This is a genomic window from Streptomyces sp. NPDC102467 (assembly GCF_044765445.1).
Classification (GTDB): Bacteria; Actinomycetota; Actinomycetes; order Streptomycetales; family Streptomycetaceae; genus Streptomyces.
On sequence record NZ_JBIWKA010000013.1, the window covers coordinates 203,432 to 220,373 of the forward strand.

Annotated in this window: 16 protein-coding genes and 5 pseudogenes; 11 read left to right on the forward strand and 10 right to left on the reverse strand. The window is 68.0% G+C overall.

Annotation, left to right across the window (positions count from 1 at the left end):
* Positions 1 to 145: 145 nt before the first annotated feature.
* Entirely contained in the window at positions 146 to 1,081 is a 936-nt protein-coding gene (locus tag ACIREE_RS27365; RefSeq protein ID WP_404157444.1) for an alpha/beta hydrolase, read from the reverse strand.
* Positions 1,082 to 1,322: 241 nt separating this feature from the next.
* Positions 1,323 to 2,774 carry an amidase gene (locus ACIREE_RS27370; protein WP_404157447.1) on the reverse strand — a complete coding sequence of 484 codons (1,452 nt, stop codon included), beginning with the start codon at positions 2,772 to 2,774 and terminating at the stop codon, positions 1,323 to 1,325.
* Positions 2,775 to 2,905: 131 nt separating this feature from the next.
* On the opposite strand from ACIREE_RS27370, the gene ACIREE_RS27375 reads away from it, so the two are divergent.
* Complete coding sequence (locus ACIREE_RS27375; protein WP_404157450.1) at positions 2,906 to 3,529, forward strand: TetR/AcrR family transcriptional regulator; 624 nt, start codon at positions 2,906 to 2,908, stop codon at positions 3,527 to 3,529.
* Between the two features lie 152 nt (positions 3,530 to 3,681).
* Positions 3,682 to 3,855, forward strand: a pseudogene (locus ACIREE_RS27380) (aldo/keto reductase); the annotation flags it as partial.
* 75 nt (positions 3,856 to 3,930) lie between these two features.
* Here ACIREE_RS27380 and ACIREE_RS27385 read toward each other — a convergent pair.
* The 3 genes and pseudogenes from ACIREE_RS27385 to ACIREE_RS27395 all read right to left on the reverse strand — a co-directional run.
* Positions 3,931 to 4,608, reverse strand: a pseudogene (locus ACIREE_RS27385) (helix-turn-helix domain-containing protein); the annotation flags it as partial.
* 295 nt (positions 4,609 to 4,903) lie between these two features.
* A complete protein-coding gene (locus tag ACIREE_RS27390) occupies positions 4,904 to 5,347 on the reverse strand; it encodes a nuclear transport factor 2 family protein (RefSeq protein WP_404157453.1) in 444 nt (147 codons plus the stop codon).
* A 686-nt stretch (positions 5,348 to 6,033) separates the two neighbouring features.
* Entirely contained in the window at positions 6,034 to 6,681 is a 648-nt protein-coding gene (locus ACIREE_RS27395; RefSeq protein ID WP_404157456.1) for a TetR/AcrR family transcriptional regulator, read from the reverse strand.
* Between the two features lie 150 nt (positions 6,682 to 6,831).
* On the opposite strand from ACIREE_RS27395, the gene ACIREE_RS27400 reads away from it, so the two are divergent.
* The gene (locus tag ACIREE_RS27400; RefSeq protein WP_404157459.1) at positions 6,832 to 7,587 is read left to right on the forward strand and encodes an SDR family NAD(P)-dependent oxidoreductase; all 756 of its coding nucleotides are present in this window, start codon (positions 6,832 to 6,834) and stop codon (positions 7,585 to 7,587) included.
* A gap of 129 nt (positions 7,588 to 7,716) precedes the next feature.
* On the opposite strand, the gene ACIREE_RS27405 is transcribed toward ACIREE_RS27400, so the two are convergent.
* The gene (locus ACIREE_RS27405; protein WP_404157461.1) at positions 7,717 to 7,983 is read right to left on the reverse strand and encodes a hypothetical protein; all 267 of its coding nucleotides are present in this window, start codon (positions 7,981 to 7,983) and stop codon (positions 7,717 to 7,719) included.
* A gap of 396 nt (positions 7,984 to 8,379) precedes the next feature.
* Between ACIREE_RS27405 and ACIREE_RS27410 the strand changes: the two genes are divergently transcribed.
* The 5 genes from ACIREE_RS27410 (at position 8,380) to ACIREE_RS27430 (ending at position 12,731) form a co-directional block, all read left to right on the forward strand.
* Positions 8,380 to 8,649 (forward strand): hypothetical protein, encoded by a 270-nt coding sequence (locus tag ACIREE_RS27410; protein ID WP_404157464.1) that lies wholly within the window; start codon positions 8,380 to 8,382, stop codon positions 8,647 to 8,649.
* Positions 8,650 to 9,158: 509 nt separating this feature from the next.
* A complete protein-coding gene (locus ACIREE_RS27415; protein WP_404157466.1) occupies positions 9,159 to 9,293 on the forward strand; it encodes a hypothetical protein in 135 nt (44 codons plus the stop codon).
* Positions 9,294 to 9,919: 626 nt separating this feature from the next.
* Complete coding sequence (locus ACIREE_RS27420) at positions 9,920 to 10,720, forward strand: helix-turn-helix domain-containing protein (RefSeq protein WP_404157469.1); 801 nt, start codon at positions 9,920 to 9,922, stop codon at positions 10,718 to 10,720.
* Between the two features lie 165 nt (positions 10,721 to 10,885).
* The gene (locus ACIREE_RS27425; protein WP_404157472.1) at positions 10,886 to 12,346 is read left to right on the forward strand and encodes an MFS transporter; all 1,461 of its coding nucleotides are present in this window, start codon (positions 10,886 to 10,888) and stop codon (positions 12,344 to 12,346) included.
* Positions 12,347 to 12,365: 19 nt separating this feature from the next.
* Complete coding sequence (locus tag ACIREE_RS27430; protein ID WP_404157474.1) at positions 12,366 to 12,731, forward strand: nuclear transport factor 2 family protein; 366 nt, start codon at positions 12,366 to 12,368, stop codon at positions 12,729 to 12,731.
* Positions 12,732 to 12,851: 120 nt separating this feature from the next.
* Here the strand turns inward: ACIREE_RS27430 and ACIREE_RS27435 are convergent, their stop codons facing one another.
* The 3 genes and pseudogenes from ACIREE_RS27435 to ACIREE_RS27445 all read right to left on the reverse strand — a co-directional run.
* Complete coding sequence (locus ACIREE_RS27435; protein ID WP_404157476.1) at positions 12,852 to 13,079, reverse strand: hypothetical protein; 228 nt, start codon at positions 13,077 to 13,079, stop codon at positions 12,852 to 12,854.
* A 92-nt stretch (positions 13,080 to 13,171) separates the two neighbouring features.
* Positions 13,172 to 13,279 (reverse strand): annotated as a pseudogene (locus ACIREE_RS27440) (IS5/IS1182 family transposase); the annotation flags it as partial.
* Positions 13,280 to 13,304: 25 nt separating this feature from the next.
* A pseudogene (locus ACIREE_RS27445) lies at positions 13,305 to 13,574 on the reverse strand (transposase family protein); the annotation flags it as partial.
* 395 nt (positions 13,575 to 13,969) lie between these two features.
* Here ACIREE_RS27445 and ACIREE_RS27450 point away from each other — a divergent pair.
* Together ACIREE_RS27450 and ACIREE_RS27455 are read left to right on the forward strand one after the other, a co-directional pair.
* Positions 13,970 to 14,185 (forward strand): cold-shock protein, encoded by a 216-nt coding sequence (locus tag ACIREE_RS27450; RefSeq protein WP_404157479.1) that lies wholly within the window; start codon positions 13,970 to 13,972, stop codon positions 14,183 to 14,185.
* A gap of 457 nt (positions 14,186 to 14,642) precedes the next feature.
* Positions 14,643 to 15,443, forward strand: coding sequence for a hypothetical protein (locus tag ACIREE_RS27455; RefSeq protein ID WP_404157482.1), 801 nt, complete (start codon positions 14,643 to 14,645; stop codon positions 15,441 to 15,443).
* Between the two features lie 615 nt (positions 15,444 to 16,058).
* Here the strand turns inward: ACIREE_RS27455 and ACIREE_RS27460 are convergent.
* A pseudogene (locus tag ACIREE_RS27460) lies at positions 16,059 to 16,199 on the reverse strand (AAA family ATPase); the annotation flags it as partial.
* Between the two features lie 283 nt (positions 16,200 to 16,482).
* On the opposite strand from ACIREE_RS27460, the gene ACIREE_RS27465 reads away from it, so the two are divergent.
* Positions 16,483 to 16,854: a hypothetical protein gene (locus tag ACIREE_RS27465; RefSeq protein WP_404157484.1), complete on the forward strand. Its 372-nt coding sequence runs from the start codon at positions 16,483 to 16,485 to the stop codon at positions 16,852 to 16,854.
* The last annotated feature ends 88 nt before the right edge of the window (positions 16,855 to 16,942 follow it).

A 16,942-nucleotide genomic window follows, 5' to 3' on the forward strand; every position in this document is an offset into this window, starting at 1 on the left:
GAATAAGCGAATAGGGCCCCTGAGTTGCAACGACGTGATTCATCCAGGGTTCTGTCGGCCGCACGGGGAGAGGCACTCTTCGGGTGAGTGAACGTATCGGGTGGTATCCGAGTGTCCGTGCCGAGGCTGGCCGCAGGGGGCGGGCTCACCGGCCGGGTGGGGCATCGTTCTTCTCGGCGCTCCTGAGGTGGGTGTCGAACCAGTCGATCGCGACCGTGGAAGAGAATGCGGACTGCTGAATGTAGGACAGGAAATGGTTGCCGTCCGTGAGGACGAGCTTCTTGGGTTCGTGAGCGCGGTGGAAGCCGTCGAGGGCAATGTCAGCGGGGGCGACGTCGTCCTCCTTGGCCACGAGCATCAACAGGGGTGTGGGGGCGATGCGGGAGATCCACTGACCTGGTTCGTAGGCGCGGGCGCGACGGCTGGACTGGAGGGTGACCTCGTTCGTCCACGTGTCGTCCGGTGCCTGGTGCAGGTAGAAGTCGGCGGCGCCCTTCTGCGGGTAGGCCGCCGGAAGGCCAAGGCTCGTGGCGGTGTCGACGAAGGGCACGTAGACGGGCGGCTTGCCGGCCAGCTGGTCGCGTTCGTCCTGGTGGAAGCGCTCTTCCAGGGCGCGTACCTCGTGGGGCGGCACCCGGCGCAGTCCGGTCTCGTAGCCGCTGACGGTGGGGGCCTGGGCGTAAACGGCTTTGATGCGGCGGTCGGTGGCCCCGAGGACCAGGGCGTGACCACCGGCGTAGCTGAATCCCCAGACGCCGATACGCTGTTCGTCGATTTCCCCGCGTGTGCCGAGGTAGGTGATCGCCCACCGCCAGTCCGCGATCTGCTGGTAGGGGTCGATGTCCTGGCGGGGTGTGCCGCCGCTGTCGCCGAAATTGCGATGGTCGTGGAGGAGAACCGCGTAGCCGGCCTCGCTGAAGCGGCGGGCCGTGTGCTCGATGCTGTGATGGCGGGTGCCGCCGAAACCGTGGGCCATGGTGATGGCGGGCAACGGCTTCTCGGCGTTCTCGGGAAGGAACAGCCAGGCTGCCAGTTCGATGCCGTCGGGCAGGGGAATACGTACGTCGATGCGCTCAACCATGGCGGACACTCCTTCAAGGGATCTCTGTTCATGCGTCGTGGTGTCGCGGCCGCTCAGGTCTGCATGAATTCCTACGTCCGCTTGAGGCTCGGCGGCGCCGCATTCGCCTCGGATCTCTCACGGCCTGCCCGCCTGCGTTCGCGACCCCGACGGCATGGACGTCAGGACGTCATGCTCTTTCCCGTGCTGTGCGCCGCAGGCGGACCTTCGATGTTTCTTTGCCGCGTGCCAGGAGCTTTCTTCAGCGGCCTGGGTGGTTCCCCGCCCATACCGTGGGAGTTCGGCCTGACCACGGAGTTGCCTGTTCGAGTTGGCCGGCGAGGCGGAAGAGCCGGCCTTCAAGGCCGTATCCGGCGGCGAACTGCATACCTACCGGAAGCCCCGTCCCGGCGTCGGCCGTCACGGGTACGGACATGGCGGGCGTGCCCGCCACGTTGAACGGGATGGTGAACGGCGACAGATCATTGATGCGCTCGATCCAGCCGAGGCCGTCCAGCGTCTCCGCACCCTCGGTATGAGTACCCAGAGGCAAGGGGGGCTCCGGCAGTGTCGGCGTGAGGAGGATGTCGTACGCGTCGAAGTACCGCGCCAGGCTTCGGGCCACCCGGTTCCGCATCGAGAGCGCGGTGAGGAATTGCGCGCCGCCGACCCGCTGCCCGTAGTGGTAGCCGGCGAGGGTCGCCGGCTCAAGGGTCGAGGAGTCGATGGGACGGCCGAAGGCGGCGGCCAACCCGTCGACCAGGGTGGTGAGGTTCACCGTCATGAGCCGGGCGTTGGCCAGGACGAATTCGTCCCAGTCGGCGCCGAGGTCGACCTCGGCCTCCTCCACCTGGTGACCGAGGGATTCAAGCAGTCGCACGGTACGGGAGAGGGCGTCGGTCACCGGTGCGGTGGTGCGGCGTCCGCCCCACGCCTGGGCGAGGACACCGATGCGCAACGAGCCCGGATGACGGGCGACTTCCTCCGCGTACGGCCGTGACGGCTGCTGGGCGAAGTAGGGGTCGCCCGATTCCGGGCCGCGTATCTGGTCGAGCAGTACCGCACTGTCGCGTACGGTGCGGCTGACGCTGCCGTGCACGGCCAGGCCGTTGAAGACCTCGTCGACGCCGGGCCCCATGGACACGCGGCCACGGGTGGGTTTGATCCCGAAGAGGCCGTTGTAGGCGGCGGGGACACGGAGCGATCCGGCGGCGTCGGTGCCATGGGCGACCGGGACCACCCCGGCGGCGACTGCGGCGGCCGCGCCTCCACTGGATCCGCCCGCGCTCCGCTCCAGGTCCCACGGGTTGCGGGTCGCGCCGTACAACGCTGACTCCGTCGAGATGCCGTAGGCCATCTCCGGTGTCGCGGTGCGCCCGAACGTCACGAGGCCGGCGCGACGGAGGCGCAGCATCAGTGAGGAGTCGGAGCCGGCGACGTTACCGGCCGCCAGACGGCTTCCCAGCTCCATTCGCCTGCCGGCCATGGTCACCGCGATGTCTTTGATCAGAAAGGGGACACCGGCCAGGGGTGCGCTGCCGGGGGCAGGTTCGTCGTCGGACGGCCAGGTCTCCACGACGGCGTTGATCCGCGGATCGACCACCTGTACAGCCTCGCGTGCGGCTGCCTCCAGTTCGGCGGGGAGCACCTCGCCCGTGGCCACCAGCTCCGCCAGTCCGACCGCGTCGAAGCTCACGTATTCAGAGACTTTCACTGTCACTCCCTGCCCTAACCGATACCGTTGAGTTCCGAAAGATACCCTACGGTATCGAGGGGGTCGGGCTGGTACCGTAAGGGTGCGTAAGGGTGCGAACCCCCACGATCGACTGGAGTGACGGAGTAGTCATGGCATCGACCCTCAGCAGGCCGAGCAGAGTGGCGAAGCTGCCGCCGCGGGAGCGCATTCTCGACGCGGCCGAAGAGCTCTTCCAGAGAGAAGGGATTCGGCAGGTGGGGGTCCAGGCGATCGCCGACAAGGCCGAGACCACCAAAATGGCGATCTACCGGCACTTCGAGACCAAGGACGCGCTGGTCGCGGAGTGGCTGCGGATCGTCGCCGCCGACTATCAGGCGGCCTTCGACCGCGTGGAAACCGAGTACCCCGAGCGGCCCGAGGAGCAGATTCTGGGCCTGGCCCGCTTCATCGCCGAGGGGCTGCCGGCGATCTCATACAGGGGCTGCCCGTTCATCAACTCCCTCGCCGAGCTGCCCGACCGCCTTCATCCGGCGCGGCAGGTGATCGAGGACCACAAGGCCCACCAGGCCCGCAGACTGATCGGCATGTGCACCAAAGCCCAGATGCCCGACCCCGAACAGGCCGCGGCCGAGATCACCTTCGTACTCGAAGGGGCGCAGGTCAGCACACAGAACGGAAGCATCGATCGGACGGGAGACCGCTTGATGAAGATCGTCGAGGGAATCGTGGACCGGCACCGCGCCCGCCTCGGCGCCAACAGGGCGGCTGGCTGACCGCCTGTCCTGCCCGCCTCGGCGCCTACAGGGCGGCTGGCTGACCGCCTGTGCCGCCCGCCTCGGCGCCAACAGGGTGGCTGACCGACCGCCCGTGCCGCCCGCCCGACCACCGCTCAACGTGGCATGCGAGTGGCGCAATGCTGCGGGCCGCTCAGGGAGACCAGATCGTCCCGATCCCGGGCACCCGCAGCGCCACCCGTACGGAAGAGAACGCCCGCGCCGCCGACGTCGCCCTCACCGAGGCCGATCTCGCCGCGATCCGCGAGATCCTCCCGAACGGTGGATTCGGCGCTCGCTACGCCGAAGAGCATCTCCCGAACTGGGTCTGCCCCCAACGCAAGCGGACCTGCGCATCGACCACCGGTTCCACCGCATGGGCAGCCGGAGCCCGGCCGCCGTCACGGGTGGGTCGTGTCGCGGGCCGCGAAGGCGGCCGGGGTGAGACCGGTGCCGTCGCGGAAGAAGCGGCCGAAGTTCGCGGGATCGGTGAAGCCGAGGTGGTCGGCCACGGACCGGGCATCCCACCGGGCAGCTCCCAGTAGGCGCCGGGCTTCCAGGAGGCGCCGCTCGTCGATGAGCTCACGTACCCCTTTGCCGGAGGCTTCCCGGGCGGCGCGGCTGAGGCTGCGGACCGAGCAGCCGAGCAACTCGGCGTAGTCCGCGCCTTGGTGCAGCTCGCGAAAGTGCAGCTCCAAGGTGTCCAGGAAGCGCCCGTATCTGTTGGCGCGGCTGGCGCCTGCCCTGTCGGTGTCGATGGGGGCGATGCCCGGGGCGTTGGCAAGCCGCAGCAGCAGCGATTCGAGCAGGCTGCGCCGCAGGGCGTGGTGGACGTCGAGGGGACGGCGCCCCAGTGCGCGGTGTTCGTCCAGGAGCTGGAGTGCCGTCTGCTGGAGCCAGGCGGCGTCGTCGGGGTGCGGGCTCAGCACGGCGGGGGCCTCGTGTGCGGTGAGCGGGGCCAGCAGGCGGGCGATGTCGGGCCGCAGTACATCTGGTTCGAACAGGATGAACGGGCCGCGGGCGGCGCCGGGCGGATGCCAGCCCTGCGCGTGCCCCGGGCGCACCCACAGCCACTGGCCGTGGGGCTGGTGCAGGTGTCCTTGCGGGCGGGGTTATGGGGCCAGGCCCTGGTGCTGCACGGCCTGGCGGGCGAGGACCGTGCAGGGTTGGTGCGTTCTGAGGCTGTGTTCGTGCAGGAGGATGAGGGCTTGGCCGGGGGAGAAGCGGAAGCGTTGCGGGATCAATCGCCTCAAGTAGCACCGGGCCGTGGCCACTCGCTACGACAAACTCGCTGTCCGCTACGAAGCCACGGTCGTCATCGCAGCCCTCAACGAGTGGCTGTGACGAGCATCTGCACGTTCGGCCTGTGACCCTTCACCGATTGTCCGCCTCGAATGCCTGGGCTACGGCGAGGCTGTCCTCGTAGACATGGTGCCGGGTGACAAGGCCGTCTTCGACGGTGAGGTGCAGGGCGAACCGCGCGCTGTACGCACGTCCGGTGGACCGGGCGGTCCGGCGGATCTCGCCGAGCACGACCGCGTCGTTTCCGTCGATGAGGATGCGCTCGACCTCGGTCGCCACGCGCTCCGGCATGTGGTGCTCGGCAAGCTCACGATAGTGGGCGGCCGCGTCGGCCCGGGTGAATCGGTGACGGATCCACGGCGTGGCAGTACGACCATGCTCGGCCTCCGGCCAGTTCAGCTTCCAATCGCCCTGCTCGGCATACAGCTCGGCAATGCGCTCGGGGTCGCCCTCACCGATCCTGCGCAGCAGCTCGTCAACCACGGTGTGCGTGTTCGTAGGTGCGGCTATGGACATGGCTGGCCCTCCGTCCTGGCCCGCGTCCTGTCGACGCGGAGAGATCACCAATCTTGCCAACGCAAGGCAGGGCGAGACGATTACCTCTGAAGTAAGGCCACACCAAGATCGACGTTCGACGGCCACCTGTACGAGACGGACTGGCCTCCGTGGGCCAAGTTCCGCATCGCCCGTACGCAACGTTCCCTGTTCGTCAGGCGAGTTCCAGCATCGATCCGGTGGCTCGGTCGCCGCAGGAGATCTTCCGCAGCGACCCCGGAGTGCTGGCGAGCCGCAAGAGCGGCGGAGAGAACCGCTCAACGCCTGATGCTCAAGGCCGCCAGGTCTGCCTCAAGTTCCACCCGGCCTCCGAGAGAAGCCAGAAGTCCCTGCTCTCAACTAGAGCATCCGTGCCGGACCTTGCGGAATATTTTAGGGGTTGAGGGTATGCCGACATGGCTCGCAGTTGCTGACAGCGCCTGGCTCCCATGCTCTTGCCGCGCCATGCCAGCGCTGAGGCGACGGTCGGGGACGCCGTCTACATTCCTGACGCGGCACAGCCGCCGGGCTCCGTCGCCGTGAATGACGCCTGCAGGCCGCCCCGGCGCTGACCGGCAGCCTCCCGCAGCGTTCCGAGGGCCCGGGGGCGGGCGTTGTCCGCACCCACACCCACACCCGCACCCGCACCCGCAGCGGCGCCGGAGCCCTCAGGAGTGCTGCGGATCCTCGGCGCTGCGGCCGTAGCGGGCGAGCATCGTCGTGACCGCTTCGTCGACGGCGTGGCCAACGTCGGCAGGTGCGGGGCTCCAGTCGGCGAGCAGCATCCGTGGCCACAGGACGTAGTTGGCGATCATTCCGAGGAACTGGTTGGTGGCGCTCTCCGCGTCAGGTACCACCGCGGTGCCCGTGGCGTGCTGGGCCTCCAAGTAGTGCTGGACGGAGATGAAGTAGGGCAGCTTGCCCAACGCGAACTGAGCCCGTCCCAGTTCCGGGAAGCGCGGCAGTTCGGCGATGACGATGCGGAAGAGGGCCGCCATCGCGGGCCGGCCGATCAGGTCGGCGTACTGGCGGCCGATCGCGCTCAGGCCGGCGCGCAGGTCACCGGGCTGCGTCGCGGGCGTCGCCGGGTCCGGCCCGCCCTTCCAGTACTCGGTGACGATGGCTTCGAAGAGCGCCGCCTTGGTGGGGAACTGCTTGAACAGCGTGGACTTCGAGACGACTGCTTCCTGCGCGATCTTCGCCAGCGAGGTTCCGTCATAGCCCCGTTCCAGGAACAGCTTCGTGGCCGCTGCGGTGATCGCCTCGCGCTTGCGCTGAGCGAGTTGTTGATGGTGCGCGGAGAGTCCTGCGGTCATGGTCCCAGTATGACCTATCACGAGGCGAGTCACTTGACTCGCCACTCGGCAGGTGTTTACGTGGAAAGGGAGGCGAGTCGCACGACTCGCATCCGGCCGGCGGGAGCATTTCCCGCCGGTGTCCTTCCGTTCGTGCATGGAGAGACACTCATGGAGTCAGGCAAGATCGCATTGGTGACCGGCGGCAATCGTGGGCTGGGCCGGGTCACGGCCCAGTCACTGGCCCGGCACGGGCTGCGCGTCATCGTCACCTACCGCGGCGACGCACAGGAGGCCGAGGAGACGGTCAAGAGCGTTCAGGAAGCCGGCGCCACGGCTGCACTGCGGCTGGACATCAGCGACGTGGCCTCCTTTCCTGCCTTCGTCTCCCACTTGGCCGCGCAGCTGGAGCGCTGGGACGCGACCCGGCTGGACGTCCTGGTCAACAATGCCGGGATCGGGTTGTTCGGACCGCTGGAAGCGGTCACGGTCGACGACTACGACGCGGTGATGGACACCAATGTGCGCGGCACGTTCTTCCTCATCCAGGCACTTGCGCCCGTGCTGGTCGACGGGGGGCGGATCATCAACGTCTCCTCCTCCCTCAGCCGCCACACCAGTGCCGGCACCTCGGTCTACTCGGCCTCCAAGGCGGCGGTCGAGGTTCTCAGCCGGACGTTGGCAGTGGAGCTGGGGGCGCGCAAGATCCGCGTCAACGCCATCGCGCCGGGGCCGACCGCCACCGACTTCAACGGCGGCGCCATGCGGGACGACGCGCAGCTGCGCGAGGGCCTGAGTGCGCAGACCGCGCTCGGCCGCGTCGGCGAACCGCAGGAGATCGGCGGCGCCATCGCCGCGCTCGCCTCCGAGGACCTGCGGTGGGTCACCGCCCAGCGCCTCGAAGTGTCCGGCGGCGCCCTGCTGTAGGTATCCCCGCCCACCCGGTGTGTCCCGCCCCTCACCTGGCAGAACCGGGAGATGGAACAGTGGACCGTGCCAACACGGGACAGCTTCAGCTGTTACAACTGCAGCGGCGTCCGGCTGCGGAACACCGATTCATGGCACGCGCGGCGCCGGTGCTGCATCGCCCTGGTGGGCCGGGCGGACGCAGCCCGCCCCACGGGCCCGGCGGGCGGCATAGCGGGCCTCGTCGCCGCCGTGCTCGGACATCCAGTCCGCTGCGGTCTGCTCGCAGAAGCCGAGCAGACGGCTGAAAACGAACGCGGGAAGCTCAGCGGCCAGGTCCATGAGGGAGGCGTTCCTGGTGGGCCGGGGCCTGATGCCGAGCGCCTTGAGTCTGCGCGACAGGCTGACCGGTTCCATCGGCCGACCGGCCCGGGTTCGAGGCGATGGGCCTTGCCGACCGGGTGGCGTACCAGTTCGCGGCGGAGATCACGCGGTACGCGGTTGTCTCGGTGACGCGCGCGATACAGGCAGGGCTGTCTACGCGAACGCCGTCGTCCCTGCGGCAGTTGCGACGGTAAGGTCCGGGCACCGGGAGTGGCAGAGGATCGAACATGTAGGCCCCTTTGAACTGCTTCCCTGGGCCCGTGCGTCCGCTCTACGCTCAGGAATTGGAGAGAGAGTGCAGGGCCTGGTGCCCGCCTCTTTTCAAGGCTCCCGGTCCCCGAGCCGTGCCATGTGAGACTGGCTGGAGCCGCATCGCCGACTGCGCGGCTCCAGCCCTGGCCCCTGGGCGCGTGTCCGGGCAGCGGGGCGATGCTCGGGCCACTTATCGCTGTGGATGTCGGCCACTGTCACTGGCGGGAGAGCGCACCGCTCGGCCGGCCCGCCGTCGCATCCGGCGCCTGGCAGGACGGCACCTTCGTCGCCGATCTCCGCGTCATCACCACCCCGCATCATGTCCGGCTGGCCGTCGATGCTGGCACGGGCACCGCGACGGCAACCTGGAGCCCCCCGCCTCTGACCGGCCCCAGCCTGCTGCTGCACCTCCGCTCCCCGCTGATGACCAGGCCCGACGTCGCCTAAAGCAGAGGGGGAGCTGCCAGGGAGATCGGACGCACGCCGATCTTGATCAGCTGATGTTCGTGCTCGCCACCGCGCGCTGAGAAGAACGCCGGCACTGCCGATACCGGCGCCGAGCAGACCGGTGGCGGCCGTGCTGATGATCGCCCAAATATCCAGGCCACCCACGATGGTGACTGCTTGCGAGCCACACGTCGTAATTCTGTAAAGCGCCAGCGGTCTCACTGAATTCTGGCCCGCGTACTCCGCGCGCAGGGTCGTAGTCGAGTACCTGCACGTCCGTCTGCTGCGCGTCCTAGCGGCGCCGGCCGGCCCGAGTAGATATGGGTGGCTACGGAGGTCTGTGTGGGGGTCATTCCGCGATGCCAGCGGAAGTCATGTCCATTCGCACGGCGCCCGTACGAGGTGGCCTGAGGCGACGTTCTCTGCCGTGTCGTGGATGAAGGCGGGTATGCGTCCAGAAACGGCTGCGGCTTGACGGGCCTGGCCCACGACCGGCGGAAGAGGTACGCGTGGAACTCCTTTACTGGGCGGCCGACCGTCCCACCCCGTTCTGGCCTACCGGTGCGATCGTGCTCGTCGTCATCACGCTCATCACCGTCCTGGGGTGGGCGTGGCGAGAGCGCAAGATGAATCGGGATGAGTGAAGGGGTGACCTCACTGCCCTATGACAGCACGCCGACCGACTTCATCGGGGGCGGGTGCTGAACAGGGTTTTGGTCAGTTCCTCGGTGGGATGGGTGGAGCAGCGTCCCACCCGCTCCGTGTGGGGAGTTGGCTGAGCGACCGTTGTCCATGCGAATGGCCTGGTTCATATTTGGCATCGTGGCCGGGGCGACCCGGCCCGGCTGATTTGCGAGCAGCAGGTCACCATCACCTTCTGTGCTCCGCCACGCCGCAGATGATGCTCGACGAATAATCCATCGCCGGGGCCGAGGCGTTCGCCTCGCTGTGCAAGGCCACCTACGGAGGTGCCCTCATGCCCGCCGAGTTCGGGGAGTTCGGCTCCGAGCCCAGATGCGGCCGCGCAACGCCGCTGGCAAGGTGTTCCGCCGCGAACCGCGCGACCCGATCAGACCCGGCGGTGTGCCCGGCCGGTCCTGAACCCGGCGGACCCGGGCCATGGCGCACCGTACGCATCCCGGTGCGCCATGGGTGGACGGTCACGTTCCGTTGGTCAAGCAGCGGCGGACCGTCTAACGTGACAGCCCGGGTCTGGGGGGATCGGCGCCTGACCTGAGCCGTCACATCGGGCAGGGGAGTGAGCAAGGGCATGGCCGTGTCCGAGCAGCGTACGCAGTCGGAGGTAGGGCCGCTGCTGCGAGGATGGCGCGAGCGACGCCACCTCAGCCAGGTGGACCTCGCCAATCAAGCCGCAGTCTCCTCCCGCCATCTCAGTTTTGTCGAGACCGGCCGGGCCAAGCCCAGCCGGGCCATGGTGCTGCGACTGGCCGAGCACCTCGAAGTCCCCATGCGCGACCGCAACGCGCTGCTGCTCGCGGCCGGTTACGCCCCGGTGTATGAGCAGAAGCCGCTCGCGGACCCGATGATGGAGCCGGTACGCGACGCCATCAAGCAGGTGCTCAGCGGCCATGACCCCTACCCGGCGCTGGTGGTCGACGGCGAGTGGAACCTCGTCGACACCAACAGGAGCTTCGAGCTGTTCACCGAGGGGGCCGCACCCGAACTCCTCGAACCACCCGTGAATGCGCTGCGCCTTGTGCTGCACCCCAAGGGCATGGCGCCGCGGATCATCAACCTCGGTGTGTGGCGCGCCAAACTCCTCGGCCGGCTCAGCCGTCGTGCGGCCGCGGACCCCCGGCTGCGCCCGCTCTACGAGGAGCTCCTGGAGTACCCGTGCCACCAGGAGGAACCAGAACTCGACGTTCCGGGCCTCGGGGACATCTGCATTCCCCTGCAGTTGCGCAGGGGCGAGCACCAACTGTCCTTCTTCGGCACCCTCGCGACGTTCGGCACGCCGCGTGACATCACGGTGGCCGAGTTGATCATTGAGTCCTTCTTCCCTGCCGACGAGGCCACCGCCGAGGCGGTACGAGGTATGAGCCGCCCCTGAGGCGGGAAACTCTTTCAGGGAATCGCCGCAGGTCAAGGGGTTGGGGTGGGAGCTTCCTACCTCGGAAGTAATTGCACTCCATACCTCTCGGCGGGAGATTGGCGGCATCAAGTCCAGGCCCCCGGGAGCCTGTGAGATCAGCCTGCCCCGATCGGGAGATCCTCCATGACCACATCCGCTGCATCAGCCACGTCTTCAGGCCGGGCAACCCAACAACCGGCCCGGTCGGTGCCGCATCCCGCCACGCTGCCCATCGTCCTGGTCGGTGTCTTCCTCAGCGGCCTCGACTTCTTCATCGTCAATGTCGCCATTCCCGCGATCCAGGCCGATCTGCACGCGAGCGAAGCGCAGATCCAACTGATCGTCGCGACGTACGCGCTGATGTACGGCGTCGGTATGATCACCGGCGGCAGGCTCGGCGACCTCTTCGGACGCCGCCGGTTGTTCGTGATCGCACTCGTCTCCTTTACGCTCGCCTCGGCGGCCTGCGGGCTGGCGCCCACTCCTGAGGCGTTGCTCGCCTTCCGCATGGTGCAGGGTGCCGCAGCGGCCCTGATGGCGCCTCAGGTGCTGGCGATCTTTTCCACCGTTTACGAAGGTCCGGCCCGGGCCCGTGCCATCAACTGGTACGGAGCGATCTCCGGATTCGCGGCCGTGTTCGGCCAGTTGATCGGCGGCGTACTCATCAAGTTCGATGTGTTCGGCCTCGGCTGGCGCGCCTGCTTCCTGATCAACCTGCCGATCGGTCTCGTCGCGGCGGCGATGGCGCTGAAGTACGTGCCCGAGTCGAAGGCCCCGGGCCGTCCACGGCTGGACCTGCTCGGCATGGTGCTGGTGACCATGGCGCTGGTAGCCGTGTGTGCTCCGCTGATCGAAGGCCGGCAGCAGGGCTGGCCGGGCTGGGCCTGGGGCCTTCTCATCGCGGCTCTCCCGCTGTTCGTCGTCTTCGCCGTGCAGCAGAACAGGCTGCGTGCGGGCGGCAGAACGCCATCGGTGGACCTCTCACTGTTCAAGGAGAGAGCCTTTGCCGTCGGTCTGACGGCCCAGCTGATCTTTTTCGCCGGCATGGCGTCGTACTTTCTGGTACTCGCGCTCTATCTCCAGAAGGGTCGGCTGCTGGAGCCCCTGAACTCCGGGATCGTGTTCGGGGCGCTGGGAGTGGGCTACATCATTACTTCGATGTCGGCGCGCAAGGTCGCCGCCAAGCTCGGACCGCAGACGATCGCGATCGGCTGCGTGATTCGGGTCGTCGCCCTGGTGCTGCAGATCTGGGCGGTCGGCCACGTCGGCGTCACCGGCGGTATCGGTTGGTTGATCCCCGGCCTGTTCCTGGACGGTGCCGGTATGGGCCTCGCGATCGCCCCGCTCGTCTCCACCGTGCTTGCCAGGGTCAAACCGCAGCACGCGGGCTCCGCCTCGGGCGTGCTCACCACCGGTCTGCAGGTCGGCAATGGTCTCGGCGTCGCCCTGATCGGCCTCGTCTTCTACAACGTCCTCGGCAACAGCCCGGCCACAGCCGACTTCTCGGATGCTTTCCGGGCCTGCTTGTTCTACGTGCTCGGTATCACCGTGCTGCTCGGACTCGTGGTGCAGGCCCTGCCCAAGAATCCCGCCGACGTCAAGTAACAAGCGAAGGAAGAACATCGTGACCGACAACCTGAACGAATTCGCCACCCGCTACATCGCCATGTGGAACGAGCCCGACCCCGGCCTGCGCAGTAAGGCGATCGAAGAGCTTTTCGCCCCCGAGGCCCGGCACTACACGCCGGCTCAGGAGGTGCGCGGTCGCGCCGAGATGGAGGAGCGCGTCGGCACCGCGTACGAAAAGTGGGTCAAGCCCGGCAAGTTCGCCTTCCGGGCGGTCCCCAACGCGACGGGCCACCACCGGTCGGTGCGGTTCAACTGGGAGATGCACTCCGTAGTCACGGGTGCAGCGGATTCGGTCGGATTCGACTTCATCACGCTCAATGAGTTCGGTCAGATCTTGACGGACTACCAGTACGTCGACTGACCCCCGGGGCGCACTGGACCAGGCAGAGTCTCCCTTCGGAACATGGCCGCACGCCGTCCGGCGTGCGGCCTCTCCGTCGCGATCGGGTCGATCGGGTCGATCGGTAGCAGTGAGCCTCATTCATTCTGCCGTCGCGGCGTGCTTGAGCCCGCGGCCCCGGAACAAAACGTGAACATGGCGGCGGGTTCCTTGGTGCGCCTTGTCCGTCCGGCATTTGAGCCCCGCCTCTACGAGTGCGTCGATGATGAGGTGGGTGTGGGCGGCCGTCAGGTCATGAGTCACGCCTGGCGGGGCAGGCAAGGCCCACAGCAGGCGGCCAAAGGGGTCGGTCAGGGCCTGGACGTTCATGCCGAGACGTTTGTGTTTCCCCGAGCGCTGAAGGGTGTTGCACAAGGCTGCGTTCGGGCAGGCCAGGGCCTGTGATGGCGGTCTTCTGGGCATGATGCGAGGGCCAGGTTGTGCATGTGGGGGGCGGCTTGGACGGCATGGTGGACACCGTCGCCGCGTTGCCGGCAGTCGCAGGGGACCTTGTAGTTCTTCATCCGGCCCGCTTCAGCTCGGCTTTCTCCTTCTTCAATGGCTTGAGCTGAGCGGACTCCTCCATCGTCGTCCCCTGAGTGAGCTCTTTCGGCGTTGCCGCTCGAGTGTGAGGACGGCCTTGGCGATTGGCGTCAGTCGATTTGGGCTGCATCGGGCTCTGCGGAAGATGCGCCAGGACTTCAGGCGGGTAACACCTCGCTCGACCGGCGATCTGGCCTGGGCGAGTGCGCGGTTGACGGGCTGCTGGGTCGGCGAGAGTTCGCCGTTGGGCGGGCGCCGGAGTGCTGTGGTCACCCAGGAGTCGTCGCCTGACCCTGACCGAGACCGGCCACGCGCTCCTCGAGCTGCACCTGCCTGCTCCGCCGTGACCCGGGGGGCCCGGCTGATAGAGCTGGCCGCGCCGTCCCAGACTGTGGTGCTGCCGTCGCGGGAGGCACCAATACCACCTGGCGGGTTGCACCGGTTCGCCCCCTGCGGGGCTGGTGCAGCCCGGTGCGACCGAGGGACGGGATGCGGGACCGAGGCCTTGCCGGGATGGGCGACCCGTAGACGGCCCACAAGATCAACCCACGCACGACACCCTTGAACGATTGTCGCGCAGGTCGACCTGTGCCCCGCCTCCTTCAGATGCAGCCGATCCCTTCCTGTGAACGCGATGATCGATATCTCTCATCGCTTGACTACATAGAGGAGGCGGCATGGCTGAGCGTCAGAACGGCGTAGTGCAGTGGTTCAACGATGACAAGGACTACGGCTTCATCACCCCGGACTCAGGCGCCGAACAGCTCTTCGTCCACTTCCGAGCGATCGAAGGCAACGGCTTCAAGACCCTTAGGGAAGGTCAGAAAGTCACCTTCGAGGCCGTAGAAGGCCAAAAGGGGCTGCAAGCGGACAAGGTCCAGATCCTCGGCTGAGACCAGCCAGGAGAACCGCTGCGGTGCTGCGCTCCGAAGAGGGCGGTGCTGAAGCAGAGATGGGGGAGGAGGCGCTTGCCGTCACCGTGGGCATCCTCGACCCCGACCGGCTCTCCTCCGCCGCCACGCATGCCGTGCCAGTCGTACTTGGGGAAGTCTGCCCGGTGAATCAGGGGGCGTTGTCCCTGCGGTGGGCGCCCGCACCCGTAACGGGCCGCCGGTCGGACGGGCTTGAGCGGTCATCGGTCTGGCCAGGGCGGTGCCGGCGGTGGGGATGTCCACGAGCACGGCTTCCGGCCCCTGCGCGAGGGCGCCCTCTTGGCGGAAAGGGTGTCGCCCGTTCGAAGCAGACGACCGTCGTGCGGTCGCCGGCCGGCCACGCCCGCGACATGATCACCAAGCCCGGCCCGCACCCGCAGCAGGGCAGATCCCCTTCGCTCACCTGAGGTGGCTGTCTGTGCTCGTTGTCATCGTCGTCGCTGTCATCGCTCTGTTGGTTGGTCTTGCGGCCAACCGCTGGCTGCGTCCGCGGCTGCTCAGTGAGGACGACGACACCGGCATGGCGGTCAAGGACCTGGTCGGCCCGCTGCTCACGCTGACCGTGCTACTGCTGGCGTTCGTGCTGGTGACCGCGAACGGCTCCTACGGCAAGGCCGAGGTCGCCTCCCGCGGCGAGGCCCGCGCCCTGGACCAGCTGGTCGAGACCGCCGAGTACGCACCCGCCAAGCAGCGCGCCCAGATCCAGGCCGACGCCGTCTGCTACGCCCGCGCCGTACGCGTCCAGGAGTGGCCGGCGATGTCGAACGGCAACGGCTCCACCGCTCCCAGCGTGTGGTCCACCGACGTGCGCCGCACCTTCCGCACCCTGCAGGGCGAGTCCGTCTTCGGCATGCTGGTCGCCGCCGACAACAAGCGCTCCGACGAGCGCGAGGAACGCCTCACCCAGGCCAGCGCCAGCATCCCTCCCGCCATCTTCTGGTTCCTGCTCGCCACCCTGTTCATCACGGTGCTGGCGCTGGGTGTCTGCCTGCCCCGCAGGCACAACCGCGGCCAGCTCATCACCCTCACCGTGATCACCGCCTTGCTGACGACGATGCTGGTCATCATCCGCGACGTCGACCGGCCCTTCGGAGGCATCATCGACGTGAAACCGACCGCGATCACGGACGTGGAACGCCAGGCCACCCGCGACTTCCTCGCCCACCACCCGGCCACCCAGATCCCCTGCGACGCCAAGGGCGACCGCCGAAGCGTCTGATCCGGTTGCCGCCGCGCCCCAGCTGCCCGGTTGCTTGCAAGGACGCCCCGAGCCCCACCTAGGGCCCTTCTGACGGATCTCCGCGGCGTCACGACGCCCGGCACGCCCCCTCGGCGCACGGCGCAAAGGGACAGGTGGCTCCGCCACATGTCCCTTCACACCGCACGCCGAGGGCACGCTTCCCCAAGCTCTCAACTCCGTTCGAGCAGGGGAGACCCCACTACGCCGCTCCTTCTCCCACGGAGATCCGTCAGAAGGGCCCTAGAGGCCTGGACGCCCAAATCCCGTTAGGGCGGCGTCGTAGGGACAGCGCAGCATTTACATAGGCTCCCCGGACCAGGGCAACGCTGCCCGCTGCCTGGGCGCCGTGCTGCCCCGGCGTTACTGGCCCGGCCGTGACCCAGTTCAGCCGGCTCGCCACCCAACGCCCCGACATCGCCAGGAGCTGATACATCGTTCCCCTGGAGGGGAACGATGTATCGCAGTTCGACGGAACAGAAGCGGCGCCGCACTGGCAGTGCGGCGCAGCATCGGATCCTGGCCCAACCTCGCTCCAGCCGGCGCCAGCGTGGACGGCTACTGCTGGGACCCGGCCCGGCCTGCGTACGGGACCGAGCCGCGGTAGCGTCCCCGGTCGGCTGCTTCCCCGATACCGCGATGTCCGTTGGTCGGCAGCCGCAACATCGGGCATGCCTGGTCGGCAGCAGCGTCGGCGGCCTGTTCGGTCAGCCCGCGGTGACGTTTGCACGTCGTCATGGCGTTTCTCCCTCGACGGCAAAGTGGTCGGTCGGCCGCTTCGGTCGCACGGCTGGCCGTAGGCCGCGACCGAGGGCAGCGGCCGGTTGGCGAGCGGCAGGTGTGCCAGGCGCGCATCGTGGCCTGGCTGAGCACCCGGAAGGGGGCGCCCCCCACGGCCGACGAACGCTGTCTGGCAGCAGACACCTTGCGATCGCCGCCAGCGGCCCGGCCGGTATTACGGCCCAGCGGGGCGAGCGCGATCATGGGGCGAGCACGACCGGACCGTAGAACAGGGAATCTTATGACTCTGCAGGAAGGCCAGCGGGTCAAGCTGGTCGCTGATCTCCGACTGACCGACCCGATCGAGGTGTCCGGGGCGGTCATTGGCATCCTCTCCCTCGCCGCCGACACCGAAGGAACCGTGGAAGAAGTCGTCGAGCACGCCCGCGAGGACGCCGACGTCCGCGAATACGAGCGGCTCAAGTCGCTGCTCGACTCCTACGGTGACGGCATGCCCCCGGAAAGCAGGAGGCAGCTGGAGCAGAAGGTCGGCGCACTGCAGCCGGCGTGGGTCGCGTTCCAGAAACAGGGGCCACTGGTGACGGTGCAGGTCCGCTTCGACAACGGGCTCATCCTGGGCGCGTCACCGCAGGACCTTTACGTCCCCGTGTAAGAGCGGTTGCGAGAGGCGGAGGGAGCGCCGGCCGGGTCGCCGCCGCGCCCGCGGGGAAGGTTCGGTTGCGGGGATAGGGCACAGTCGC

Excerpts from the sequence above, each read along its gene's own strand:
- ACIREE_RS27365 (WP_404157444.1), bottom strand. The coding sequence starts at position 1,081 with ATGGTTGAGCGCATCGACGTACGTATTCCCCTGCCCGACGGCATCGAA.
- ACIREE_RS27375 (WP_404157450.1), top strand. The coding sequence starts at position 2,906 with ATGGCATCGACCCTCAGCAGGCCGAGCAGAGTGGCGAAGCTGCCGCCG.
- ACIREE_RS27390 (WP_404157453.1), bottom strand. The coding sequence starts at position 5,347 with ATGTCCATAGCCGCACCTACGAACACGCACACCGTGGTTGACGAGCTG.
- ACIREE_RS27395 (WP_404157456.1), bottom strand. The coding sequence starts at position 6,681 with ATGACCGCAGGACTCTCCGCGCACCATCAACAACTCGCTCAGCGCAAG.
- ACIREE_RS27400 (WP_404157459.1), top strand. The coding sequence starts at position 6,832 with ATGGAGTCAGGCAAGATCGCATTGGTGACCGGCGGCAATCGTGGGCTG.
- ACIREE_RS27405 (WP_404157461.1), bottom strand. The coding sequence starts at position 7,983 with ATGGAACCGGTCAGCCTGTCGCGCAGACTCAAGGCGCTCGGCATCAGG.
- ACIREE_RS27410 (WP_404157464.1), top strand. The coding sequence starts at position 8,380 with ATGCTCGGGCCACTTATCGCTGTGGATGTCGGCCACTGTCACTGGCGG.
- ACIREE_RS27420 (WP_404157469.1), top strand. The coding sequence starts at position 9,920 with ATGGCCGTGTCCGAGCAGCGTACGCAGTCGGAGGTAGGGCCGCTGCTG.
- ACIREE_RS27425 (WP_404157472.1), top strand. The coding sequence starts at position 10,886 with ATGACCACATCCGCTGCATCAGCCACGTCTTCAGGCCGGGCAACCCAA.
- ACIREE_RS27435 (WP_404157476.1), bottom strand. The coding sequence starts at position 13,079 with ATGAACGTCCAGGCCCTGACCGACCCCTTTGGCCGCCTGCTGTGGGCC.
- ACIREE_RS27450 (WP_404157479.1), top strand. The coding sequence starts at position 13,970 with ATGGCTGAGCGTCAGAACGGCGTAGTGCAGTGGTTCAACGATGACAAG.
- ACIREE_RS27465 (WP_404157484.1), top strand. The coding sequence starts at position 16,483 with ATGACTCTGCAGGAAGGCCAGCGGGTCAAGCTGGTCGCTGATCTCCGA.